Annotated in this window: 19 protein-coding genes; 10 read left to right on the top strand and 9 right to left on the bottom strand. The window is 63.8% G+C overall.

Going from position 1 to position 21,852, the window contains the following annotated elements; genetic code table 11:
• The first annotated feature begins 314 nt into the window (after nucleotides 1-314).
• From H8F27_RS16660 to H8F27_RS16670, 3 genes are read left to right on the top strand one after another with little or no spacing between them, the layout of a single operon-like run.
• Nucleotides 315-590 (top strand): galactose oxidase, encoded by a 276-nt coding sequence (locus H8F27_RS16660; protein WP_197149630.1) that lies wholly within the window; start codon nucleotides 315-317, stop codon nucleotides 588-590.
• A gap of 11 nt (nucleotides 591-601) precedes the next feature.
• Nucleotides 602-946 (top strand): DUF1651 domain-containing protein, encoded by a 345-nt coding sequence (locus H8F27_RS16665; RefSeq protein WP_197149632.1) that lies wholly within the window; start codon nucleotides 602-604, stop codon nucleotides 944-946.
• Complete coding sequence (locus tag H8F27_RS16670) at nucleotides 931-1,308, top strand: hypothetical protein (RefSeq protein WP_231596392.1); 378 nt, start codon at nucleotides 931-933, stop codon at nucleotides 1,306-1,308. The genes H8F27_RS16665 and H8F27_RS16670 overlap by 16 nt, the downstream gene beginning before the upstream one ends.
• A gap of 136 nt (nucleotides 1,309-1,444) precedes the next feature.
• On the opposite strand, the gene H8F27_RS16675 is transcribed toward H8F27_RS16670, so the two are convergent.
• Nucleotides 1,445-2,899: a glycosyltransferase gene (locus H8F27_RS16675; protein WP_197149636.1), complete on the bottom strand. Its 1,455-nt coding sequence runs from the start codon at nucleotides 2,897-2,899 to the stop codon at nucleotides 1,445-1,447.
• Nucleotides 2,900-3,289: 390 nt separating this feature from the next.
• Entirely contained in the window at nucleotides 3,290-4,513 is a 1,224-nt protein-coding gene (locus H8F27_RS16685) for a glycosyltransferase family 2 protein (RefSeq protein WP_197149638.1), read from the bottom strand.
• A gap of 213 nt (nucleotides 4,514-4,726) precedes the next feature.
• Between H8F27_RS16685 and H8F27_RS16690 the strand changes: the two genes are divergently transcribed.
• Nucleotides 4,727-4,927 carry a DUF1651 domain-containing protein gene (locus H8F27_RS16690; protein WP_197153666.1) on the top strand — a complete coding sequence of 67 codons (201 nt, stop codon included), beginning with the start codon at nucleotides 4,727-4,729 and terminating at the stop codon, nucleotides 4,925-4,927.
• Nucleotides 4,928-5,420: 493 nt separating this feature from the next.
• Here the strand turns inward: H8F27_RS16690 and H8F27_RS16695 are convergent, their stop codons facing one another.
• From H8F27_RS16695 to rmuC, 4 genes are all read right to left on the bottom strand, one after another.
• Entirely contained in the window at nucleotides 5,421-5,648 is a 228-nt protein-coding gene (locus tag H8F27_RS16695) for a Nif11-like leader peptide family natural product precursor (protein ID WP_197149645.1), read from the bottom strand.
• Nucleotides 5,649-5,694: 46 nt separating this feature from the next.
• The gene (locus H8F27_RS16700) at nucleotides 5,695-6,033 is read right to left on the bottom strand and encodes a hypothetical protein (protein WP_197149647.1); all 339 of its coding nucleotides are present in this window, start codon (nucleotides 6,031-6,033) and stop codon (nucleotides 5,695-5,697) included.
• Nucleotides 6,034-6,048: 15 nt separating this feature from the next.
• The gene (locus H8F27_RS16705) at nucleotides 6,049-9,564 is read right to left on the bottom strand and encodes a TM0106 family RecB-like putative nuclease (protein WP_231596394.1); all 3,516 of its coding nucleotides are present in this window, start codon (nucleotides 9,562-9,564) and stop codon (nucleotides 6,049-6,051) included.
• Nucleotides 9,565-9,742: 178 nt separating this feature from the next.
• Nucleotides 9,743-11,185 (bottom strand): DNA recombination protein RmuC, encoded by a 1,443-nt coding sequence (gene rmuC / locus H8F27_RS16710; protein WP_197149655.1) that lies wholly within the window; start codon nucleotides 11,183-11,185, stop codon nucleotides 9,743-9,745.
• Nucleotides 11,186-11,440: 255 nt separating this feature from the next.
• On the opposite strand from rmuC, the gene H8F27_RS16715 reads away from it, so the two are divergent.
• Complete coding sequence (locus H8F27_RS16715; RefSeq protein WP_197149656.1) at nucleotides 11,441-12,085, top strand: thermonuclease family protein; 645 nt, start codon at nucleotides 11,441-11,443, stop codon at nucleotides 12,083-12,085.
• A 71-nt stretch (nucleotides 12,086-12,156) separates the two neighbouring features.
• Here the strand turns inward: H8F27_RS16715 and H8F27_RS16720 are convergent, their stop codons facing one another.
• Nucleotides 12,157-12,609 carry an Hsp20/alpha crystallin family protein gene (locus tag H8F27_RS16720; RefSeq protein WP_197149657.1) on the bottom strand — a complete coding sequence of 151 codons (453 nt, stop codon included), beginning with the start codon at nucleotides 12,607-12,609 and terminating at the stop codon, nucleotides 12,157-12,159.
• Between the two features lie 260 nt (nucleotides 12,610-12,869).
• Between H8F27_RS16720 and H8F27_RS16725 the strand changes: the two genes are divergently transcribed.
• On the top strand, nucleotides 12,870-13,241 hold the full coding sequence (locus H8F27_RS16725) for an AbrB family transcriptional regulator (RefSeq protein ID WP_197149658.1): 372 nt from the start codon (nucleotides 12,870-12,872) through the stop codon (nucleotides 13,239-13,241).
• A gap of 209 nt (nucleotides 13,242-13,450) precedes the next feature.
• Here the strand turns inward: H8F27_RS16725 and H8F27_RS16730 are convergent, their stop codons facing one another.
• The gene (locus tag H8F27_RS16730; protein WP_197149659.1) at nucleotides 13,451-13,726 is read right to left on the bottom strand and encodes a hypothetical protein; all 276 of its coding nucleotides are present in this window, start codon (nucleotides 13,724-13,726) and stop codon (nucleotides 13,451-13,453) included.
• A gap of 91 nt (nucleotides 13,727-13,817) precedes the next feature.
• Nucleotides 13,818-16,013: an AAA family ATPase gene (locus H8F27_RS16735; protein ID WP_197149660.1), complete on the bottom strand. Its 2,196-nt coding sequence runs from the start codon at nucleotides 16,011-16,013 to the stop codon at nucleotides 13,818-13,820.
• A gap of 103 nt (nucleotides 16,014-16,116) precedes the next feature.
• On the opposite strand from H8F27_RS16735, the gene H8F27_RS16740 reads away from it, so the two are divergent.
• From H8F27_RS16740 to H8F27_RS16755, 4 genes are all read left to right on the top strand, one after another.
• Nucleotides 16,117-17,031 (top strand): hypothetical protein, encoded by a 915-nt coding sequence (locus H8F27_RS16740; RefSeq protein ID WP_231596395.1) that lies wholly within the window; start codon nucleotides 16,117-16,119, stop codon nucleotides 17,029-17,031.
• Between the two features lie 125 nt (nucleotides 17,032-17,156).
• Nucleotides 17,157-19,553 (top strand): DEAD/DEAH box helicase, encoded by a 2,397-nt coding sequence (locus H8F27_RS16745; RefSeq protein ID WP_231596396.1) that lies wholly within the window; start codon nucleotides 17,157-17,159, stop codon nucleotides 19,551-19,553.
• A gap of 82 nt (nucleotides 19,554-19,635) precedes the next feature.
• Nucleotides 19,636-21,195 carry an IS1182 family transposase gene (locus H8F27_RS16750; protein WP_197148363.1) on the top strand — a complete coding sequence of 520 codons (1,560 nt, stop codon included), beginning with the start codon at nucleotides 19,636-19,638 and terminating at the stop codon, nucleotides 21,193-21,195.
• 97 nt (nucleotides 21,196-21,292) lie between these two features.
• Complete coding sequence (locus tag H8F27_RS16755; RefSeq protein WP_197149663.1) at nucleotides 21,293-21,850, top strand: hypothetical protein; 558 nt, start codon at nucleotides 21,293-21,295, stop codon at nucleotides 21,848-21,850.
• Nucleotides 21,851-21,852: the final 2 nt, after the last annotated feature.

Raw genomic sequence — 21,852 nt, forward strand, 5'->3', positions numbered from 1 at the left:
CAGGAAGGACCCATTAAGCAGGTTGGCCATAATTAGACAGCAAAATTAGGTGGCAATTAGCTAGAGTAACTACCATGGGTGGACCCTGTCTCTATGCAGTACTTAGGCCTGCTGCGGTGGTGCGTTCGCTGTTCAGGGGTGGGCGCGTAATGGTCGGCATGTTTCCAATAAGCGCCAGCCCGAGGTGACCAGCCCAGCCGCCCCGCAAGGGGCCCCATCAAGGACACCCACCAAGGGCGGCGGCCAGAGCAGAACCCCTGGCACCAAGACCCATACCGTGCTAGTACAGGCGTACGCATGCAACAGTCGCCAGGGTGCCTATCCCCCTCTCCCGCTTAGAGCCCTCCCGCAAGGAGGAGATCGAAGACTGGCCCTGGCTTGATCAGGCGGTGCTCCGCTCCAGCCGCAGCCGCCAGGTCTGCATGACCTGCCACTTCTTCCGCCACCACCCGGGGCCAGAGTGCATCCCACTGCTCACCTGCCACCTGCATCAGGGCCTTATCGCCCACGGCGAGCACCTCACTTACCGTTGCCAGGGCTGGACCGAAGACCTGCATCGACAGCGGGGCTGGGCGCCAGAGGCGGCCTAAGCCGGGCACCCATGCACTTAGGTAGCCGGCAGCGCCCGCCGCTCTCACCCCAGGAGGCCTGGCTGAGCGATGGCCGACAGGTGCTGCACTTCCGGCCGACCCGCTGGGACCGTTGGTGTCAGCAGCTAGAAGTCACGGTCGGTGAGCTGTTGCCGGATCAACCGGTGCCGCTGCTCAAGCGGCGGCTGGAGCTCAGCCGCGAGGAGGCCCTCAAGCTCTGGAGCGAGAAACGCAAAGAAGGTTGGCAGCCCACTCAACCTGCTGCAGGCGCTCTTGGGAGGAGCAGCCATTTCGAGGGTGACGCCCGGCTCCTGATCACTACGGTGAACCGCCAGAGTGGATGGGAAGGGAAGTAGCCATGGCCCGCTTTGAGGCACTGATTACACCGGTAGCTGATGGCCAGGCGCTGCGCGCTGCACTCGAGCAGATCGCCCAGAGCTGGGGTGCGGCCCTCACCTGGCTGGATCGCCGCAACGCCTCGATGGACCTTGTTTCAGGTGGTCTGCCAGTGAAGCTTCTGCTGGAGCTGCGGCGCGGCGATGTCCTGGGGGTTCTGGTCTCCAGCCGGGAGGGGATGGGCGCCGGGGCACCCCAAAGCAAAAAGCTTCTCGATCAATTGCTGAGGGAGCTCTTAGAGCAGGTACCCCGTGCCCAGGTGCAATTCCGCTCCGACCGCGACGGACCGATCTATCAAGGAGTTGGAGGGCTAAGCAGGTGACTGTTGGCGATCGCTGGGGCTTCTGCGCCCATTGATCAGCAGCCGCATAGAGCGCTCTGCGCGAGCAAAGTCAACAGCTCGGCGAGTGGAAGATCGTGTTGGGCCTGTACAGGGGTGCGAAAGCAGGCGCTGAGGATTACCCCATGCCGGCGAGGCGGGCTTCGATAGCACTGGCGGTGCAGGCCACCCCGTCCTCGCGGGCCAGCAACTGCTGCAACTCCCGGGCTCGCTGGCGGAAGCGTGGTTCGCCTGCCAGGGCTCGGATGCTGGCAGCCAGGGCCTCGGCGCTGAGACTGCTCAACCGGTGTGTGGCCGGGCTGACCCCGAGCTGCTCCAGCGTGCGTCCCCAGGCGGGCTGGTCCGCAAAGAACGCCACCACCGTCGACGGGATGCCGCAGCGCAGCGTGGTGGCGGTGGTGCCGGCACCGCCGTGATGAATCGCGGCCTGCACCCTGGGAAACAGCCAGCTGTGCGGGCACTCTTCCAGCAGAAGCACATCAGCGGGCAGGGCCGCTCGGGGCACAACCCGGCCCCAACCGGGCGAGAGGATCAGTCGAACGCCAGCCAGCTGCGCTGCTTCCACTACCGCAGCCGCCAGCGCTTCTGGATCGCGGCTAATCATGCTGCCGAAACCGGCATAGAAGGGAGCAGGGCCGCCCTCAAGGAAGGCGCTCAGCTCCCGATCCGGGCTGTAGGGCGTAGGCAGGATGGCCCCAGCGGCCGTGCGGGGCTCGAGGAAGCAGAAGCCGGTGAGCGAGGCGCTCGCCTTCCAGTCAGCCGGGTGCGGCAACACCTGAGGACTGATCAGATGCAGCACCGGCGGATCCACCAGATAGGCCGGTGGGGTGCGGCGGCTCTCGGCGCCGCCCCAGGGGAGGGGCTGCAGGTCCAGGCGATCGCGGCGAAAGGCCTGGATCACCCGGGCGTCCTGACGCCACTTGAGCAGGCTGACCAGCCGGTAGCTGCTGCGGTTGAGCCGGCGCCGGATTCGATGCCTTGTGCTGCCGGCATTGCGGCTGGTTGGTGAGGCGGGGAAGCCCAGAAAGGGGAAATCCCCGGTGGCCATGATCGGCATGGGGCTCAGTACCACCAGGGGACAGCCGGCGGCCTCTGCCAGGTGGTAACCCCACAGGCACAGCGGCGACACCAAAAGCAAATCCGTGCCCTCCATGGCGGCGCGAGCCGTCTCCAGCAGCTCACCCAGCAGTGCATCGCAGATCAGGCGCACGGGCTTGCCCTGCATCAACGCCAGGCCCGCCTCCGAGCTCAGCAGCGAGGTGAAGTCACCCGGCAGGGGCACGAACGGCAGCGCATGGGCTTCCGCCATGGCCTGGAAGTTGACGCTGCCGATCAGGCTCACCTGATGTCCGCGGCGCTGCAGTTCCAGCAGGATCGCCAGGTAGGGCTGCAGGTCTCCCCTGGAACCGACGGAGATCAACCGGACCTTGGCCATGCGGGAAGCCGTTGCTGTCGCGTGATGCTGCACGATTTCATCGGCAGCTGAGACCAGCCAGTAGACGGGCCTGCTCTGTGGTGAACCCGCCAGGCCCTTCCGCTTCTGCAAGGCCTGAGCCAGAGGTGCCGCCGTCATGGCGTTCCAACTGGGATCGGTGCGACAACCCTTGGTGCATGAAGGTTGATCAGAGCCGCTGATCAGTGACATCGCCAGTCCTGGACCCCATGTGGCATTGCTGGAGCCAACACTTGGAGGTCACCAGCGGCGAATGGCTGCCGGATCAACCGGTGCCGCTGTTGTTGACGCAGCCTTCCGTGCAGCGATGGCGCCGCTGGAGGAGTGGGCCGGGAGGCCGGCGTCTGCATGAAGGCCAGCTCCTGAGTGCTTGACACCCACCTCAGGGCGGCATTGCGGTGGGGGAAGGGGCCAAAGCGGGCGGCTGTTCATGAACCGCTCGCCGCCGAGCACCTGGGCAACGGCATCACCTGCCGCCCGATTTGCCGACACTGGATTTCCAGTCGCCGTTCACGCCAACGGCCGCCCCTTCCAGGTCCAACCGCGGCCGCTGAGGGTGCGCCATACCGACACCGGGCCGATCGCGGCCACCACCAGGGCACCGGCTCCCATAAGCCACCAAAGGGTCAGCGGCACCTGGAAGTGGCGGCGGGTCCACAGGCGCAGGACCAGCTGTAGGCAGATGCCCGTCAGGGCGAAGGCCAGGGCGGCCAGCAGCACCAGCCGCTGATCCGGCAGCAGCACTGCGGCGAAGGCCGCAGCCGGGGTCATTAGCCAGGGGCCGCTGAACATCAGCAGCACCACCGAGGAGGCCGCCAGGGCTCTGGCCACATCGCCATCGAGGCCCAGCAGCCAGTTTTTGGTCCAGCCCTCCCACAGGGAGGCGAAATCGCTGTACATGCGCAGCTCGAGCGCATCTAACCCCAGCAGGTAACGCAGGCGATGGCCGCCTTGCTTGATCCGCCGCGCCAGAGCCAGGTCCTCCACCACCTCCGCCGCCAGGGCCCTGTGGCCGCCGATAGCCGCGTAGGCGCTGCGTCGGAACAGCATGAACGGCCCGGCGGCGAACGCCACCGGACTGGCGGGATCATTGGCGGCCTCAATCGAAAAGCCGAGCCCCAACAGGCTGACCATGATTGGCTGCACCATCCACTCCGCCAGGCAGCCGCAGCTCAGTCGCGGCGCGAGGCTTAGCAGGTCCGCCCCGTCAGCGCTCGCCTGGGCCAGGGCGCGCCGCAGGGTTGCTGGCTGCAGGCGCACATCGGCATCGACGAACAGCACCCAGTCACTGCTCACCTGCTCCATGGCACGGCTGCAGGCCCAGTTCTTGCCCACCCAGCGCTCGTCCTCCGGCCGGGCCCCGGCGTCGAGCAGTGAGAAGCGGGGCTCCGTGGCACCGCAGGCTCCTGCCGACTCCTCGGCGATCGCCACCGTGGCATCGCTGGAGCGATCGTCCACCAGCAACACCCGCCAGTCGCCGCAGGGGGCCTCGCTGCGCAGCATGCTGGTGAGGCAGGCGGCGATGTTGGCCGCTTCGTTGTAGGTGGGCACCACCACCGTGAGCGAGGTGCTGGCCAGGGCCTCTGACGCTTCAGTTCCCGGCTCTGGCTGCTCCATCAGCCTGGGCGCCTGCGCAAACACCCGCGCCAGGCCGGCGATCAGGGTCAGCAGGCCAAGGGCGGCGGCGGCGGCCAGTGACAGCAGCGCCCAGCCGAGGGCCGTGGCTGGATCCATGCCGTAGCCCTCAGGTCGTTCTGACCATGGTGGCCCGACCGGCTCCACATTCCCGAGTCGTTGATCGCCGCGGTGGCCAATCCGGTTCGACAGCAGCGATCAGCACGGGCCCATGCCCAGCCCAAGAGCGTTTCAGATGCATGACCACGTAGGGAGGTAAGTGCTCACCAGTCTTTGGCCACATCCCATCTGCGGTGAAGATCTGAGGGCTGGCTGAGCAGCGGTCGCCAGGTGCTCTATTTCAAGCCATGCCGCTACGACCGCTGGAGTCAGGCGCTGGAGGTGTCGCTGGGGGAAGTGATGCCCGGCGGGGAGCCACCGCTGCTCAAACATCGCAGGAAACTGATGCGAGATGAGGCGATCAAGCTCTGGGCCAAGAAGCGCAGATCGGGCTGGCAGGTCTGCACGCCTTAGTGGAAGCCGCCACCATTGCGCAGGCCCTGAGCCGCTGCAGAGCACAAAGCACTTTCATCCTGCTCCGATCTGCAACCAGAGGCAATGCGTGTAAAGGCCGATTGTGCTGAGCCGCTGGCCCAGCGATGCTGTGCTCATCAACCCAGGAGGCGCCCAAGATGGACGACACGCCACCCGGCCAGGTTCAAGAAGCACGCTGACTGCCGGCCCCTGCTCCAACAGTCTTTACCTATTCGTGGGCGGGTCGTTCAGCCGGGCAATAGAGCAGCATTCCCCACTGCAGCTCACCTTGTGCGCCTGACTGATCGACACTCCAGCCGCACCGCCACAGGTGCCCACAGGAGGACCATCCGCCCCATACCTGGAATGCATGGCCCCAGGCGCCAACGCCAGCAGCTTCTATCGGCCGCCAATTGAATGTTCTTGGCCAGTGCCCCTGAGGGTTACCTCAGGGGTTTTATTTTGCAAGTGCTGATTGCGGTCAAAAGTGAACTTAGTAGTAACGGCCGGGATATTCGCCAGGGTGGTCGATGCGGCTGATGCGGATCCCTGAGGCCGACTGGCCGTGGAAGCGCAGGATGTCGCTACCAGAGACCAGAAATCCCCTCTCCTGGGCAAGCAGCGACACCTGATCAGCCGTAAGGGCATCCGCCATCATTTGCCGCAGGGCAGGATCAGCCCTCACATGGGCCAGAAACCGCAACAACTCACTTTGGGACACGGCACTCAGCAAAACCTGCAACATAGGACTGCCGGCAGGGCAAATTTCACCGGCTTTTGACGCAGTACCCACCTGATGAATACCAACCCAGCGGGCATCCCTTGCCCGTCTTCTGAATCACCTCGCGATCGTTGCTGGGGCTGCTGACGCAGTAGTTGCCAGAGGAATAAAAGCCCAGGGGGCAGCCACCGCCCACCTTTTCAATGGCGCCACGGTTGTTGCCGCCGGAGCTGGGCACGCAGTAGCCGCCGGAGCTGTAGTAGCCGAGGGGACAGCCACCTGACCTGGGCAAGGGCTGAACAGGTTGCTGGGCCAGGGCGGTGCTGCCCATGACAGACAGCAACGACAGGGCAGCAGCAACTGAAAGCCAGATTGATTTCGGCATGGTTGTCATCAGAGATCAGGTCGTGGCTGATTGGGTGATTCGGCACAGCCGATTGATCTGCTCGACCTCCTCCACCGTGTTGGCAATCCCGGTGGTCAGGCCGGGTGAGCCCACCACGATCGATAGGCACTGGGCGCGGCTGATCGCCACGTTGAGCCGGTTGGGCTCCAGCAGAAAGCCCAGGCCCCGCGGTGCGGCATCACCATCACTGGCGGTGAGCGAGTGGATGGCCACTGGGGCTTCCTGGCCCTGGAATTTGTCCACCGTGCCCACCCGCGCCCGCTTGCCGAGGCGCAGCTGCAGCCGGTTCACCTGCACGTTGTAGGGAGCGGTCACCAGGATCTGCTCCGGCCCGAGCACGCCCCGTTGCTCTCCGCCAGCACGCGCATGGCAGTAGCTGCCGTTGAGCAGGGCATCAACGATCTGCTCGATGCGATCGATCTCGGCTTCGCAGACAACGCTGCAGCCGCTGTGGGCCACGGGCTCAAACACCAACCCCTGCTCTGGCAACGGCTCACCCGTCGCCGCCAGATAGCGCTGGTGCCAGCTGATCGCGTTGACGGCGTTGGCCGGATTGGCCTTGAGCCGGCCGTCATAGAAGAGCTGCGACACCATCGCCGTGAGCGAGGGTTCCATGCGCCAGCTGGTGGCCAGGAACACGCCGCGATCGTCTGGCACCACGTGGGCCCCCTGCATCAAATACTCCAGGCAGGAGAGTCCGGAATCCCCTGGATGATCGGCCTGGGTGGGCTGGGCCAGCTGCTGCTGATCGCCCACCAGCAGGATTGTTTTGGCGCAACGCGCCATCACCAGCAGGTTGGCCAGCGACATCTGCCCCGCCTCGTCGATCACCAGCAGGTCGAACTGCTCAGAGAGCTCATCTCGGCAGAACATCCAGGTAGTACCGCCCACTACAGCCTGCTCCTCTGTGATCTCGTCGGGATGCACCAGGGGGATGCCCTCACGAGCGAGAACCTCCTCCTTCTTGCTGCTGCTGCTGCACTTCACCACCTGATCCCCAAGGCCCTGCTCCTGGCAGGTGGTGTGTGCCTTGATCAGCAGGTTGTTGATGGCGGCATGGCTATTCGAGCTGATCGCTACCCGCTTGCCGTCGGCCACCAGCTGGGCGATCACCTGGCCTGTCACCGTTGATTTGCCCGTCCCTGGCGGGCCCTGCAGCGCCAGGGTGACGCCGCTGGAGTTGGCAAGGAAGCTCGCCAGCCGGGTTGCAACAGAGCCTGGCTCAGCCGCAATGGCGCTATTGAGGGCCTCCAGCTCGGCAATGGGCTGGCGCTCCAGCAGCTGCAGCATCGCCGGCGGCAGCGCTTGGTTGCCGTCCAGCCAGGCATTGGCCTGCTCCAGCAGGCTCTCTCGCAGCTTCTCGCTGATGTCGGCCGGCACCTTGATCAGCGAGGTGAGCCGATCGGGAATGCCATCGCCCAGCCCATCAGCGCGGCGCTGATCGCGCTTTTTCCAAGGCAGCTTCAAGGTGACACGGCCGCGTTCGGCATCGAGCGACTCGACACTCACCTTCAGGCCGGTTTCGGGGATCTCCAGCTGGAGGCCCCGATCACCGCTATCGGCCCGCAGCTTGAGCGGCTGGGCCGGATCAAACGAAAAGGTGTGGTAATCGGCCCCAGTGAGCTTGCTTTCGCGCGGTTCCACACTTTTCCAGCGGGCCTCGGCGATCGCTTCTCCGTCGTCAACCAGATCACCCGGGCTGAGTTCGGCCCTGTTGCGCCGGTCGAAATAGGCCCACCAGGCCACCTTGGCCTCGCGGTGGTGGAAGGGCAGCAGCTGGGCCAGCAAGCGCTGCACCCGCCAACTCATTCCCCTGCGTCCGCCTTCTTCCTGGGCGGCGAGGAGCGCATCTGTGGCGTTAGCCGGCGGATCGCTTTGCAGCTCCTCCGGCAGTTCAGCCAGGAGCTGGGCGCTGAGTTGCTCCAGCGGCCAGGGTTCCTTGGGCTCCTGGCCCTCGCTGCTCAGCTGCAGGGGTTCCTCCGGCAGCCCCTGCTCGCGCTTGAGATTGCGCATCCAGTCATGCAGGAAGACGGTCGACTCGCAGTCCTCCCGGTTGTAGTTCTCGATGTCTTTGAGCAGGGGGCTGCCCTCGGGCAACGGACCGGGGCGATCGGGTTCGCCAGAGTTCTGCCAGTTGAGGTAGGCCACCACCGAGTCGCCGGCATTGGTCACTTCTGCCTCGCGCTTCTCCATGTAGAGGTGCTCCACCTTCTTGATCGAGTAGCTGGGCTCACCCAGCACGATCGAGCTGGTCAACACCGGCAGCAGGTCCACCAGCAGGCCAGAGCGCAGCCACTCATCGATCACCGCTTCTCGGGTGCAGTGCTGCTGGGCCAGACGGCGCATCGCCGTCTTCTCGTAGCTGGCGTAGTGGTACACCCGCAGGCCCGGATGACGCGCACGCCGCGCTTCCACCCAGTCCACCCACTGCTCAAAGGCCTGCTTCTCCTCCACAGGGCTGTGGGCCCACCAGGCTTTGAACTGCGGCTCGCCACCAGGCGCGTCGCGGTAGCAGGCGCCAAAGAGGTATTCGAGCTTGGTGCCGGCCACCGAGTCCTGGACGCCCTCCATGTCGAACCAGATGTCACCGTCATCGGCCGCTGGCAGTGCCGCCAGGCCTTTGCCGTTGATGACGGGCCGCAGGCGATACGCCGGCCGGCCATCGGGTCCAGCTGGGGTGAGCTGCAGTTCGGCCTGTTGCCGCAGTTCATGCAGCGTTTCAGGGTTCAACCCGGGTACCGATATGCCGCCGGGAAATGCCCCAAGGGCATCAATGGTGGTGATGCCAGCAGCGCGCAGCTTCTGCCGCTGGCTCTGGCGCATGTTCGCCACCAGCATCAGGTCGCGCTGATTGACAAGCCGCTGCTCGATAAAGGCAGTCCAGCCACCGTGGTCGCCGGGCATGTCCTCCGGGATGGCCTGTGGGTCAAAGGCTGCTCGGAAGGTGCGGTGGCGCTGGCGCAGCAGTTGATACCAGGCCCAGAACTGGTCGGTGGCGTAGCGCTGGAAGCGGCCACCACCGAGGTAGAGCTCGAAGTGATCGGGTCGCTGGCCAAGCAGCGGCGTCAGCAGCTCGCAGTAGGCAGAAGCCTGCACCAAGAAGGTGGTTTTGGGCTTGGAGGCGAGCTTGCACTCGATCGGGATGTAGCTCCAGGCCCCCAGGGATGAGGATTGCTCGATGCGGCGCAGCAGATCGGCCGAGCCCCGCAGTTCGTCGTTGCAGAGCGAGGCCTGGTGGATGAAATCAAAGCCATCTGCCATCGCGGCCTTGGTGGCGGCGTAGTCGGCGTCGTTCTGTTTGCCAGGCAGACGGGCAATCCGATAGCCCTGGGCTTCCAGCTTGGTGAGCAGCACCTGCTCATGGCGGAGACCATCAGCAAACAGCTGCTGATCCAGCGCGTTGGGCTCGGGCTTGCTCTCCTCAAACAGGCTGCGTGCTTCCAGTTCCTCCCACCAGGCGCCGATCACCGGGCTGCGGGAGAAGAGGGAGAGCTTGCTGGGGGTGATCAACTTTGTCCTCATTTATTTATTTATTGTCTATCAAAAAAATTGCTGCTAACCACTGAGCCAGTAGATAGGGGTTAATAACTCAAGATGCGCCCCCTTTGGCATTAAGCGAACAGATGAAACCACTACCAATTTCGTGCCAGAACGCATCATTGTGGGCGCCCCAGAAGAAAGCCATTTGTCACTCCTCTCCCGAAATCAGTTCTCGAACGGTCTCCTCGATAGTTGCAGGGAATTGAGGCTCGCTCTGTTGGCCAGCCATTTCTGAAAAGCGACGACCTTGAGGGAGCAAACGACTCTGCGCTGATCCCACTGCGTCGTTGAAGCTCTTGTTCAGGCGTGTGAGGTTGGAGCCAATGGCATTGAACTTATCAGTAAATGTAAGAAATCGCTTGTGGAGCTCTATGGCATTGCTCTGAATCTCTTCTATGTTCTTGGAGATCTCTGCTTGCTGGATTGTCATTGCTAGTCCCTTGAGGATTGCCAGCAAGCTAGTAGGGAAGGTTAGAATGATATTTTTGCTAAAGGCATATTCAAGTAACTGCGGATCACGCTCAAGAGCCATGGAGAGAGCGCCTTCAACCGGGATGAAAAGGACAACAGCGTCGACAATCTGTCCAAGAGCGCCAAGTTTGCTAGCGTAGTCCTTCTTGCTAAGTAGATCTATGTGGCTTCGCACCTTGCGGAGATGCTCATTAAGCGCTGCCTCTCGCAAAGTCTCGTCTGTAACCTTTAGAGCATCCAAATAGCTTTCGATCGGAGCCTTAGAGTCCACGATTAATCGACGTGAACCAGGGATAGTGATCACGCAGTCAGGTCGATAGGCGCCTTCGTCTGTCCCAACATGTAACTGCTGATCGAAATCGCAGTAGCTGATCAGGCCAACAAATTCAAGGATGCGACGCAGATTCACCTCCCCCCATTGCCCTTTAACATTGGGGGAGCGCAAGGCTGCTGTCAGCTGTTGCGCAGCACCCTGAACATCTTCGCTGCGCTGCCTAAGATCCATTGTGGTTTGTGCCAAAACCGTCAACTTCTCGGCGGAGTCCTTCTGTAATGCCTCTACTTGGTTTCGCAGCTGCTCGAATTGCTTGCTAACCGGTTCGCTCACTGTTTCCTTGGTGGTTTTGAGTAAAGCATCTCGGGAGCTATCCAGCATCTGGCCACTCAGCGAACGAAACTGGGTAAGTAGATCAACTCGGGCTTGCTCTAAAAAAGTGGTCTGACTTTCCTGTGAACGCAATTGCTCCTTTGTCTCAGCCATCTGCTTGCCCAATTGCTCGCGATCAGAGCGGATCTGCTCAAGTGATTGCTGAGATTCCACAAACTCGCTCTTGAGCTGATCACGCTCTCGCTGCACAGCCTCTAGCTGTGTACGACTCTCGACAGCATTCTCTCGAGCTTCAACGATCTCGAGTTGCAAGCTCTTAGCTTCCTGCCTCTGCGACTGGAGCTCATCAGCAAACTTTTCCAATCCTTGGTCAGCCTTCAACAGACGCTCCTCCAGTAGCTTTCGCTCGGCATGACCATCGCCACTATGTGTACGAAAGACCGTTCGTGCCAGTACGAAACCTGCGATTAGGCCAGCAAGAACTCCGGTAACGAAAAGAAGGATCGGCGCCAAGTGAGAAAAGCCTTTGATTCAGTTTCTAAACCGACCTGCCTAGTGAACCACTAAATCAACCTGTCTTCTTCAGGTCTGAATCGGGCCTCATGGGTTTTGAGGGGGCAGTGGTCCTGTGGTGCAGGGATGTAGGTAAGGGTGCATGCCCGAAGCTGCGGTGCCTTTGATCATCAAAGTCGGAGGCGGAAACCAGTAGGAGCAGTTCCCATTCCATGCAGCAGCTGCATAAAAGAGCTGCTCAGGCAAGCTTCAGCTATGAGCATAGGTTTCCTGCTGATTGTGGCAGCGTTGACGGCCCTAGCCTGGCCGGCTGGTGTGGCTGCCGAGGGAGTTACGGCCACGGTGCTCTCCATTGGTGATGGCGACACCATCCGCGTCCGCCAGGCGGGCAAGGCCATCACCGTGCGACTGGCCTGTATCGATGCCCCTGAAACCGCCCAGAGCCCCCATGGCCAGCAGGCTCGCAGCTACCTCCAGCAGCGGCTGCCTGTCGGGCGCGAGGTGAGGCTCGACGTCAAGACCACCGATCGCTACAGCCGCTCGGTGGCCGAGGTGATCTCGGACATCAACATCAACCTGGCGATGGTGGAAGACGGCCAGGCCTTTGCTTACCGCCAGTACCTGGGCGGCTGTGATGCCAAGGAGTACCTGGAAGCCGAGCACCGGGCGAGCCGGCGCCGTTTTGGCGTCTGGCAGGTGGAAGGCGGGATCACACGCCCCTGGGACTTCCGCCGTGGTCGCCGCTCCGCCGCCATCCCCGATGGGACCACCCCCGGCGGGCGCCGCTACCGCTGCAACGAGATCGGCTCCTATGCCCGTGCCCAGGAGCTGCTGCGCCAGGGGCACAGCTACCTGGACAGCAACAGCGATGGGGAAGCCTGTGAAAGCTTGCGCCACTGACCCTGACCTGATTGCTTGCCAGCAAAAGCCCCCGGCAGGAGCCAGGGGCAGGGGTGGTCACGAGTCGGGCCTCAGCCTTCCACCTTCACGGTGACGGTGCTCACCTTGTTGGCCTTAGGGGCGGTGACGGTAAGAAGGCCATCGCGGTAGCTGGCCTGGAGCTGCTCGCGCTCAATGGGCTGTGGGAAGCGGAAGCTGCGGCTCCAAGTGCCGTAGCGGAATTCGCTTAACAGCGGAGCGTGGGCCTTCTCAGCCTGGGCGGGAGCCTCTCCACCCTCGGCGGACTGCTCAGGCAGCTGGCGCTGGCTGAGGCGCTCGGCACTGATGACGAGGTTGCGGTCGGTGGCTTTCACATCAATGGCGGCCTTGTCGACGCCGGGGAGCTCGAGCACCACTTCGTAGGCCTCGGCGGTTTCATGCACCTCGGCGGCGGGCACACGTTCAGCGTTGTGGAGTTGTTGGCTGAGCTGCTGCTCGAGGCGACTTGCCAGATCAAAGGCGGAGGAAGAGCGGAGGTTCAACATGGTTTTGATCGCGACGGTTGCATTGGCGGGGTGTGTAGGGCATGGGCCTTACTCGCCCCCGGTGCAATGACTATTGCCGCTATTGCAAGGAACCAGAGAGGGGCGAGCCGTACTGATCGATTCGGGCCTCATCACCTGGGTTCGGAATACCGCACCGCGTGGGTGGATCGGCTGATTTGAGTCGACTGGCGGTTGGGAAACTTCAGAGGCATGAGCCTGCCTGGTAATTAGAGTTGGTCTACCTACTTAAGAGATTCATCATGCTGACCGGACCCGACCTGCTCGCCAAAGTCAAAGAGCTTGGTGATGTCTCCAAATCAGAGCTCGTGCGTGAGTGCGGCTATGTGAGCACCAAGAAGGATGGCTCTGAACGCCTTAACTTCACGGCGTTCTATGAAGCCCTGCTCGGCGCCAAGGGCGTCAGCCTGGGCACCGATGGCTCGGGGCGAGGCACGGGCAAAGGCGGCCGCAAGCTGAGTTACACCACCAAGATCCAGTTCAACGGCAACCTGCTGGTGGGCAAGGCCTACACGGCCATGCTGGATCTCAAGCCCGGCGATGAGTTTGAGATCAAGCTGGGTAAAAAGCAGATCCGCCTGGTGCCGGTTGGTGGCAGCGACGAAGAGGAGTGAGCTGAAAAGCACAGCCAAGGGTTGTGTGCATTTGTTGCGCAGCAGCAGCCTTGCCCCAGTGTTGCTTTCAAAGTGAATTCAAGGCACAAGCGATGCAGGTGCCGGCATGAGCGCCAGCCTCCCCATGCCCGGCCGCTCCGGAGACCCCCCGCACATGCCGGGGGGTTTCTGTTGGAAGCCGTTAGGGACTTGAGCAGGGGCTCGGTGGCTCAGCGGTGCAGCGGACAGAGCAACGGGCCCGGCACGCGGCAGGTGCGCCAGTCGCCATTGCCGCTGGTTACCTCCACGCCGATCAGGCTGGCGGGATGGTCGGGCTCACTGAGATCGCCGATCCAGGCAATGGCATCGGCAATGGCTTCATCCAGGGAGCTGTATTGGCCGTCAAGCTGCCGGTGGGGCTCGCAACTGCCATCGATCAGGCGGTATTTGCGCTCGATGGCCTGGTTTGCGTTGCTACGCCGAGTAGGGGATCCGGTTGCCTGCATATTTCCCTTGCTGTCCCCAGCACCATGGCCAGAACCAGGGACGGCTGGCTGTATCGGGCGGAACCTATTGATCTGTCGTTACAGCGACTCTTCAGTCGCGGCGCAGTCGGCTCGGGAAGAAGCGGCGGTTGCCGCTGATCTGCTGTGCTTCTGGGGATTGATCGGCAGGCCCGTCGCCATTGGCCCCAATCGCCTCCCGGCAACGCTGCAGCAGCTCCTGCCTGAGCGCATCTGGTCTTTCAATGCGGATGCCGCCGCCAAAGGCAAATAGCCAGCTGCGCAGGTCGATGTCGGCGGCCACGGTCCACGGCGGTAAATCCAGCTCCACCGGATAGGGATGGCTGGAGTCGGTAGGGCCGGGCTCCAGCAGGTGCGGTGCCTTGGGGTGTTGCCACCAGCTATCACCAGGCAGCGGCTTGGAGAAGCGGATGTGCTCGATCGGGTAGCGCTGCAGCCCCTCGCGGATAAAGGCAAACGCCCAGGGGGCGCAGCAAAATCGCAGGGTGATCAGCGCCTGGCTGCGGCGCTGGGCCGAGGGGCTAGCAATCGCCAGCTGCTGCTCCAGATCAGCGCCGAAATAAATGCCGCCGCTCTGGTGCAGTAACCGCTCCAGCCGGCCCAAGGCGGCGGAATGCTCCTCGCTGCTGCGACGAAAGCCACCATCGCCGCTGCGCAAAGCCAGGCGATCGAGCCGCTCGCTGCGGATCAGCCCCTGCCCATGGCCCACCTGGTCTTCCTCGTAGAGGAGATACCAGCCGACGTTGTGGAAGATCAGCTGCAGCGGCCACACCCGCAGCTCACCAGCAGGGCTATCGGCAAAGCTGCCAACGCCGGGGTAGCGCTGCAGCAGCACGCGGCGGTGTTCCACAATCGCCGCCTCAATGGCTTCTGCCCGCCGCGGTGCGGCCAGGGAATCCCGGCGCACCAGGGCCGCATCCACCACGGCATGGCGGGCGTAGCTGCGCACAGGCGGCAGCCCATCGGCGCTGATGCCGGCCCAGCCCAGCCGTTCATCCAGCTCGGCCAACAGGTCCTGCGCCGATGGATCGGCCAGGCGGCCGGCCGCCTGCTGCACCACGTTGTGCACCTCCCGCAGCCTGGCCGGGGAGAGCACGGCGGTGCCCAGGCAGTAGCCGTGGCGCACGTTGTCGTTGCGGTTGCGAAAGCCGTAGGGGGTGAGGATCTTCTCGAGGTCCTTGCGCAGGGATGCCGTTTCACCGGGCAGGTAGGCGCCGGGGATGGTTTCGGTGGCAGCGATCAGGTGCTGGTGCAGGTTGGCGCCGCGCTCTGCCGGCCGATCAAAGGGCACCTGCAGCAGATGACGCAGCAGGGTCATCACCCGTAGAAACACCGGCCCATCACCCATCGGCGGCAGACCGCCATGGATGGCGCCCCCTGCGCGCTGAGCTGTGGGGATCGGCGCCAGCTGAATCGGCGCCGCACTGGGCACCGCACTGCAGAAGCCATTGGCCTCCAGCCAGGCCAGGTCAGCCCTGATGGCAGCAGCATCGGCGTAGCAGGCGCCATGGATGCGGCCCAGAAAGGCAGCAGCGCGATCCGCCAGGTCTCCTTCTGGCAGGGGCGAGAGGATTGCCTCGAGCTCCTCTGCGTTGGCGGGGTCGGTGGCGGCCAGATCGGGCCAGGTGCTCAGCAGCTTGATCAGATAAAGCAACCGCTCGAGATCAAGCAGGCGCGAGTAGCCGTGGCGCTGCAACTTGCGTTCGCGGTTGGTGGCGGAGCGGATGCGCCGGTCCAGCCCGGCAAGTTCGGCCTGCAGCACCGGCGTCAGGTCGTCGTGATGGGTGGGCACCACGGCGCAGATCGCCGCGAAACCCTCCGCCCGGCACGGCCCGAAATAGGGATCGGCAAGGGCAGCGGCCATCTCCTGGATCACTGGCACCGGCACGGCCCGCTCGCGCCGGCCGTTCCACTCCAGCGAGGTGGGCAGATCGGTGTAGAGCCACCAGCCGATCCACTCCACTGACGCAGGTAGCGGCAATGCCTGGGTGATGGCCAGGCGCCAGGGGCGGCGGGCATGGGTGGCATCGACGATCACCGGAGTGCCCGCAGCCACGGCCTCTTGAATGCGCTGGTGCAGCCGCTGCTGGATGTCGGTCCAGGGGCCCTGCACTGCTGCATCACCAAAGACTTCGGCGCGGATCACGTCGGTGGAGAGCACCTGGGCCGGCGGATCGCCCGGGCCGGTGAGCAAGGGCGCCAACGCGTTGGCGAGGGTGGTTTTGCCGCTGGCGGGCTGGCCGATCAGCAGGTGGCAGCGCAACGCCATGGGCAACCAGCAGCAGGGCGAGACCCTCCACTATTTCGCACGTAAAACACTCCTGTCAGGCTCCGCTGCGTTGACGCTGCATTCAGCAACATCCATGCAGCCCGTGGCCCACTCCTGCAGCAGCGCAGCCCGCTCCTCCCCCCGGAGGGCAACGGGCGCCTATGCCCCGCCCACTCCCTTGCAAGATCTGCACAACCTCGATTTTCTTGAGCTCTGCGGTTCCCAGGCCAAGGCCGGTGCCGCTCTTGCCGTGCATCAGAGCACCGTGTGCCGCAGCGTGCAGTTGATGCAGCAGCAGTTCCAGCTGTTGCCTGATCCGGGCAGAAAGGTCTGCCGCTTTGGCCACAACGAATGCTTAAAGCACCTGCGGTTGGCCTATCGGGCCCACCGGCTGATGGGAGGTTTGCTGCGCATCGGCACCGACCTGCTCCACCAGGCCCTGTTGGTGGGCATCGATGGGGTGCAGCAGGTGCCGGCGCGATTTCGCGGCGGCAGGCACTGGGCCGAGCTGGTGCGCCATGGGCTGCTGGATGGGGCGATCGTTAGCTCCTTCTGCCTGGAGCGGCGGCTGCCCACGGGGTCGATACCCCAATGGGACGGGGTCGCAGCGCTGCCGCTGGGGCAGCTAGCGCTGCAGTTGGTGACCACCACACCCACCACGAAGCGAGTGTTGCTTCCGGGCAAGGACGCCCTACCCCTGCTGCACCAAGCCGTGGAGTGGCATGGCTTCTCGGTGCAACGGCAACCGAGGGCCTGCCAGGAACCGGCCGCCTGGATCAAGCGGGCGCGGGATCGGGCGCTGGCGCTGCCGGTGTGCAGGGAGCTGCTGGGGTCTGGGTGGATCGAGGCCCATAGCCTGACGCCCCTGGCCGACCAGCCAGCCTTGATTGAGCAGCTCTGGTTGCTGCTGCCCCAAGGGGCCGTGAACAGCAGGGCGGCCCGGCAGTGCCTGCGGTTGCTGCGGGTTCAGATCGCCAGGGCACAAACCATGCAGGATCTGCATGGAAGCCAGTCGTGATGAGGGTTTCAGACGCAGCAGAACAACAGCGAATGCCGTCAAGGCGACGCAGACTGGGGCTCTCATGCTGCCTCGCTAGCGGTTTCGCCAGCTGAAGTCATGCACACAGCTGCACATTGCCACTGATGCCCGACGCCGTCCTCGCTCCCGGTGCCCGCATCGAGTGCCGCAGCGCCGAGTGGCTGGTGCGCAGTCTCGGCCGCAGCTCCGATGGCCAACAGGTGGTGGACGTGGTGGGGGTCTCGCCGTTCCTGCGCGAAAAGGAAGCCCGCTTTCTGGTCGAGGTTGAGAAGGCGGCCGGCAGCTTCAAAGTGCTGCAGCCGGAAGACACGGCCCTGGTGAGCGACCCGTCGCCCCGCTACCGCGACAGCCTTCTGTTTATAGAGGCCCACCTGCGGCGCTCCGTCCCTACCGACAACGCCCTGGTGGTGGGCCAGCGGGCAGCGATGGATGCATTGCCCTACCAGCTGGAGCCGGCCGCCAAGGCCCTGGCCATGCCGCGCAGGCGGCTGCTGATTGCTGATGCAGTGGGACTGGGCAAGACGCTGGAGTGCGGCATTCTCTGCAGCGAGCTCATCCGGCGCGGGAGGGGCAAGCGGTTGCTGGTGGTGACCACCAAGAGCATGCTGGTGCAGTTCCAGAAGGAATTCTGGACGCGCTTCTCGATCCCACTGGTGCGGCTCGATTCGGTGGGGATCCAGCGGATCCGCGAGCAGATCCCGACGAACCAGAATCCGTTTCACTACTACGACAAGGCGATTGTTTCGGTCGACACGCTCAAGAACGACCGGGACTACCGCTTCTATCTCGACAACGCCAGCTGGGACATCATCGTCATCGATGAATGTCAGAACGTGGCCGAGCGGGCCCGCGGCGCCCAGAAGAGCCAGCGGGCGCGGCTGGCGGAGCGGCTGGCGACACGATCGGAAACCCTGATCCTGCTGTCAGCGACCCCCCATGACGGCAAGCCGGAGAGCTTCGCGAGCCTGATGAACATGCTCGATCCAACGGCCATCGCTGATCCGAGCAAGTACACCAAGGACGACATCAAGGATCTGTATGTGCGGCGCTTCCGCAAAGACGTGATCGCTGACCTGCGCAGCAGCGTCAAGGAGCGCGACACCGCCGATGTGGAGTGTGCGGCAAGCGAGCGGGAGGAGCGGGTGTTCGCCCTGCTCAAAGACCTCAAGCTCCCTGACAGCGATGCCAAGGCCAAGGCCGGCCAGCTTTTCAAGACCACCCTGGCCAAGAGCTTGCTCTCCAGCCCGATGGCAGCCCTGGAGACGGTGCGCAACCGGCTCAAGCGCCTGGCGGCCGCCGCCAGCCCGGCCCCTGCCGACCAGGCGGCCCTGGAAGAGTTGGAGCCCCTGCTGGCTGCGATCGGCCCGGCTGACTTCTCCAAATACCAGCGCCTGCTTCTGCTGATCCGCACCGACTGGAAGTGGAGCGGCAAGGACCCCAGGGACCGGATCGTGCTGTTCACCGGCAGGCGCGAAACCCAGCGCTTCCTGGTGGAGCACCTGGCTGACGACCTGGGCCTGCCCACCGGCGCGGTGGTGGGGCTCGATGGCGCCATGCCCGATGTGGAGCAGACGCGTGTGGTCGAGCAGTTCGCCCAGGAGAAAGAGGCCGTGCGGATCCTGGTGGCCACCGAGGTGGCTTCCGAGGGCCTCAACCTGCACTACCTCAGCCACCGGCTGGTGCACGTGGATATCCCCTGGTCGCTGATGACGCTGCAACAGCGCAATGGCCGCATCGACCGCTACGGGCAGACTCAGCAACCCCAGATCCGCTACCTGCTCAGCTGCTCCCGCAGCGAGGGCATGGGTGATGCCGAGAAGGTGCTGCGCCTGCTCAAGCGCAAAGACGAGCAGGCCCAGCAGAACATCGGCGATCCGGCGGTGTTTCTGGGCGTCTACGACCCTGTTGGCGAGGAGGAGGAGATCAGCCGGGCGTATGAGAGCGGCTCCCTGGATGCGCTTGAGCAGCGGATGGATGAGAAGGCGAAGCGCTTCCTGACAAAGAGCAGCGCTGACAGCATTTTCGACGAGTTCTATGGAACGGATGGGCAGGACTCCGAGTCTGATTCCACGGACATCCAGGTGCAGCAGCGCCAACCCTTCAGCCTGTTCTCCAGCCTGTGGAACTACGTGGATGCGGCACTGGAGGCGGTGGCCGAGCAGATGGAGCGCCGCGGCGAGAAGCTGGATCTCCGCGCCGACGCCGATCAACAGCGTCTGGAGATCACCCCGCCCAGCGATCTGCAGCGCCGCTACGACCGCTATCCACGGGAGCTGCAGCCGCCCCGGGGCCAGCGCCTGGTGCTCTCCACGGAGGTGGCCGCCCTGCAGCGAGCCCTCGAGCAGAGCCGCCGCCAGGATTCCAGCCGCCCGGAGCTGGAATATCTCTGGGATCTGCACCCGCTGGTGGATTGGCTCGCCGACCGCGGCCAGATCAGCTTCCAGCGACACTGCGCACCCGTGCTCCAGCTGAGCGATGGTCTAGGAGGCTGTTGCGCGTAGATCACCCAGCGACACTCCACAGACGTATCCAAATCTGCCCTGATCCCAGTGACAGCAGTGGATCTGGGCGATAAAATGGGGCATGCAGAAGCGCAAGACCTTTCGTCCCTGGCAGCCGGAGCAGACCTCCTTGCTGCCGGCCTCACCGAGTGACTGGCTGACCGCTGACCATCAGGTGTATTTCCTGCTCGATCTGGTCGATGAGCTGGATCTGTCGGCGATCGTGATCCCTGCCCAGAGCAAAGATCCCCGTGGCGAGAAGGGTTTCGACCCCAGGATGATGACGCTATTGCTGCTTTACGCCTACTGCGTGGGCACGGTCTCCTCCCGGAAGATTGAGCGGGCCTGCTACGAGGATCTGGCCTTCCGGGTGCTTACCGGCAACCAGCAGCCGGACCACAGCCGGATCAGTGAGTTCCGGCGCCGCAACCTTGAGGCCCTGAGCGAGCTGTTCGTTCAGATCCTGCGCCTCTGTCAGGCGGCCGGCATGGTCAGCCTGGGCCATGTGGCGCTGGACGGCACCAAGGTGCAGGCCAATGCCTCCAAACACAAAGCGATGAGCCACGAGCGGATGCTCAAAGCCGAGGCGCAGCTCGAGAAGGAGATCAAGGAGCTGATGCGCCGGGCCGAGATCCTTGATGCGCAGGAAGACGGCAAGTACGGCAAAGGCAAGCTGGGCAGTGATCTGCCCAAGGAGCTGCGGCGGCGCGAGGACCGGCTGAAGAAGATCCGCCATGCCCGACAAGCGTTGGAGGCAGAAGCAGCGGCCGCCGCTGCCCGTGATCGCGCCAAGCAGGCAGCAGAGGCAGAAGCTGCGGTGGCGGATGCTGCTGCTGCTGCCGATGCCGCAGTAGCGGATGCCAGCGAACAGCAGAAGCTGGCTGGCAAAGCAGCCAAGGCGCAGGAGAAAGCAGAGGCCGCCAAGGAGCTAGCGATCGAGAAGGCCCAGGAGGCAGGCCTTGAGCCGGAAGGATTGGATCCTCAGCCGGCTGACGCCATGCCTTATCGCGGCCTGGCCCATCGGGCCGATGGCAGCCCCACAGCCGCTGCGCAGCGGAACTACACGGATCCAGACAGCCACATCATGAAAAGCGACGGCAACCTGCTGCAGGGCTACAACTGCCAAGCGGCCGTCGATGGCGATCACCAGGTGATCGTGGCGATGGGCGTCAGCAACCAACCGCCGGATCCAGAGCACCTGGTGCCCATGCTGGAGCGCACCATGGCCAACACCACCCAGGTGCCCAGGACGTTCATTGCTGATGCGGGCTACTGGAGTGAGGACAACGTTTCTGCCTGCGAAAAGCGAGGCACCGACCCCCACATCGCGACGGGCAGGCTGCCGCACGGTCAGCCATTACCACCGATCTATGGCCCGATCCCCAAGGGGCTGGATGCCAAAGGCAAGATGGCCCGCAAGCTACGCAAGAAAGAAGGCCGAGAGATCTACGCCAAGCGCAAAACGATCGTGGAGCCGGTGTTTGGTCAAACCAAAGAAGTGCGAGGGCTGCGGCGCTTCCTGCTGCGCGGGCTGGCCAAGGTGAATGGGGAATGGATGCTCTGGGGAACAACCCACAACCTCAACAAGCTGTGGCGCCACCTGAAGAAACAGAGGCTGCAGGAGGCGATGGCAACGGGATAGGGGGGCAGACCCCCACGGCTGAGCAGAAGTCAGCGAACCGCGTCCGAAATTCAAAGGAAGACGGTAAAGAAAGAAGTGCCGAGCTGCGCTGGATGGCGTGAGCGGCGGCGCTACGAGCGACACACTCCTAGAGCCCGGTGAGGTGGTGATGGTGTTTCAGGGCACGATCCCCAACCAGAAGGGGGTGCCGGTTGTTCAGGAGTGGGTGGCGGTGCGCTTCGCCGGAACGGGCCTGAACGTGGTGGACGTGGAGGCGTTCGAGGCGGTGGCCGAGCGGTTGCAGTTGGGCCGCAAGCCCTATGCCAACCCCAATGACGCCATCCCCGAGCATCTGCGCAAGCAGTTGCCATATGCCGTTGGCAAGGCCAACGACTATCTGATGCGCTGCGCCGAACGCTGGACCGCCCGCATGCAACCGGAGCTTCAGGCCCAGCGTGAACGCCTGAAGCGATTGCGAGGCCGCCAGGTGGAGCAGCTGGAGCTGAGCTACGCCAATGATCAGCGCCCGCAGCAGATCAAGGAGAAGCGGCGCCTGGCCCAGCAGAAGGCGATCGACGTGCGTTTCGACGACCACGAACGCTTTGTGAATGAAGTGATGACCATCGAACCCGCGCCCTACCTGAAGGTAGTGGCCGTGCTGCATCGGGAGGCTTGATC

Origin of the sequence: Synechococcus sp. CBW1108 (genome assembly GCF_015840335.1) — a bacterium.
Lineage (GTDB): Bacteria > Cyanobacteriota > Cyanobacteriia > PCC-6307 > Cyanobiaceae > Cyanobium_A.

Coding starts and splice junctions, on each gene's coding strand:
- H8F27_RS16670 (WP_231596392.1), top strand. CDS start 931: ATGGGAAGGGAAGTAGCCATGGCCCGCTTTGAGGCACTGATTACACCG.
- H8F27_RS16735 (WP_197149660.1), bottom strand. CDS start 16,013: ATGGCGTTGCGCTGCCACCTGCTGATCGGCCAGCCCGCCAGCGGCAAA.
- H8F27_RS16720 (WP_197149657.1), bottom strand. CDS start 12,609: ATGTTGAACCTCCGCTCTTCCTCCGCCTTTGATCTGGCAAGTCGCCTC.
- H8F27_RS16730 (WP_197149659.1), bottom strand. CDS start 13,726: ATGCAGGCAACCGGATCCCCTACTCGGCGTAGCAACGCAAACCAGGCC.
- H8F27_RS16750 (WP_197148363.1), top strand. CDS start 19,636: ATGCAGAAGCGCAAGACCTTTCGTCCCTGGCAGCCGGAGCAGACCTCC.
- H8F27_RS16665 (WP_197149632.1), top strand. CDS start 602: ATGCACTTAGGTAGCCGGCAGCGCCCGCCGCTCTCACCCCAGGAGGCC.
- H8F27_RS16675 (WP_197149636.1), bottom strand. CDS start 2,899: ATGACGGCGGCACCTCTGGCTCAGGCCTTGCAGAAGCGGAAGGGCCTG.
- H8F27_RS16725 (WP_197149658.1), top strand. CDS start 12,870: ATGCTGACCGGACCCGACCTGCTCGCCAAAGTCAAAGAGCTTGGTGAT.
- H8F27_RS16745 (WP_231596396.1), top strand. CDS start 17,157: ATGCCCGACGCCGTCCTCGCTCCCGGTGCCCGCATCGAGTGCCGCAGC.
- H8F27_RS16700 (WP_197149647.1), bottom strand. CDS start 6,033: ATGCCGAAATCAATCTGGCTTTCAGTTGCTGCTGCCCTGTCGTTGCTG.
- H8F27_RS16715 (WP_197149656.1), top strand. CDS start 11,441: ATGAGCATAGGTTTCCTGCTGATTGTGGCAGCGTTGACGGCCCTAGCC.
- H8F27_RS16685 (WP_197149638.1), bottom strand. CDS start 4,513: ATGGATCCAGCCACGGCCCTCGGCTGGGCGCTGCTGTCACTGGCCGCC.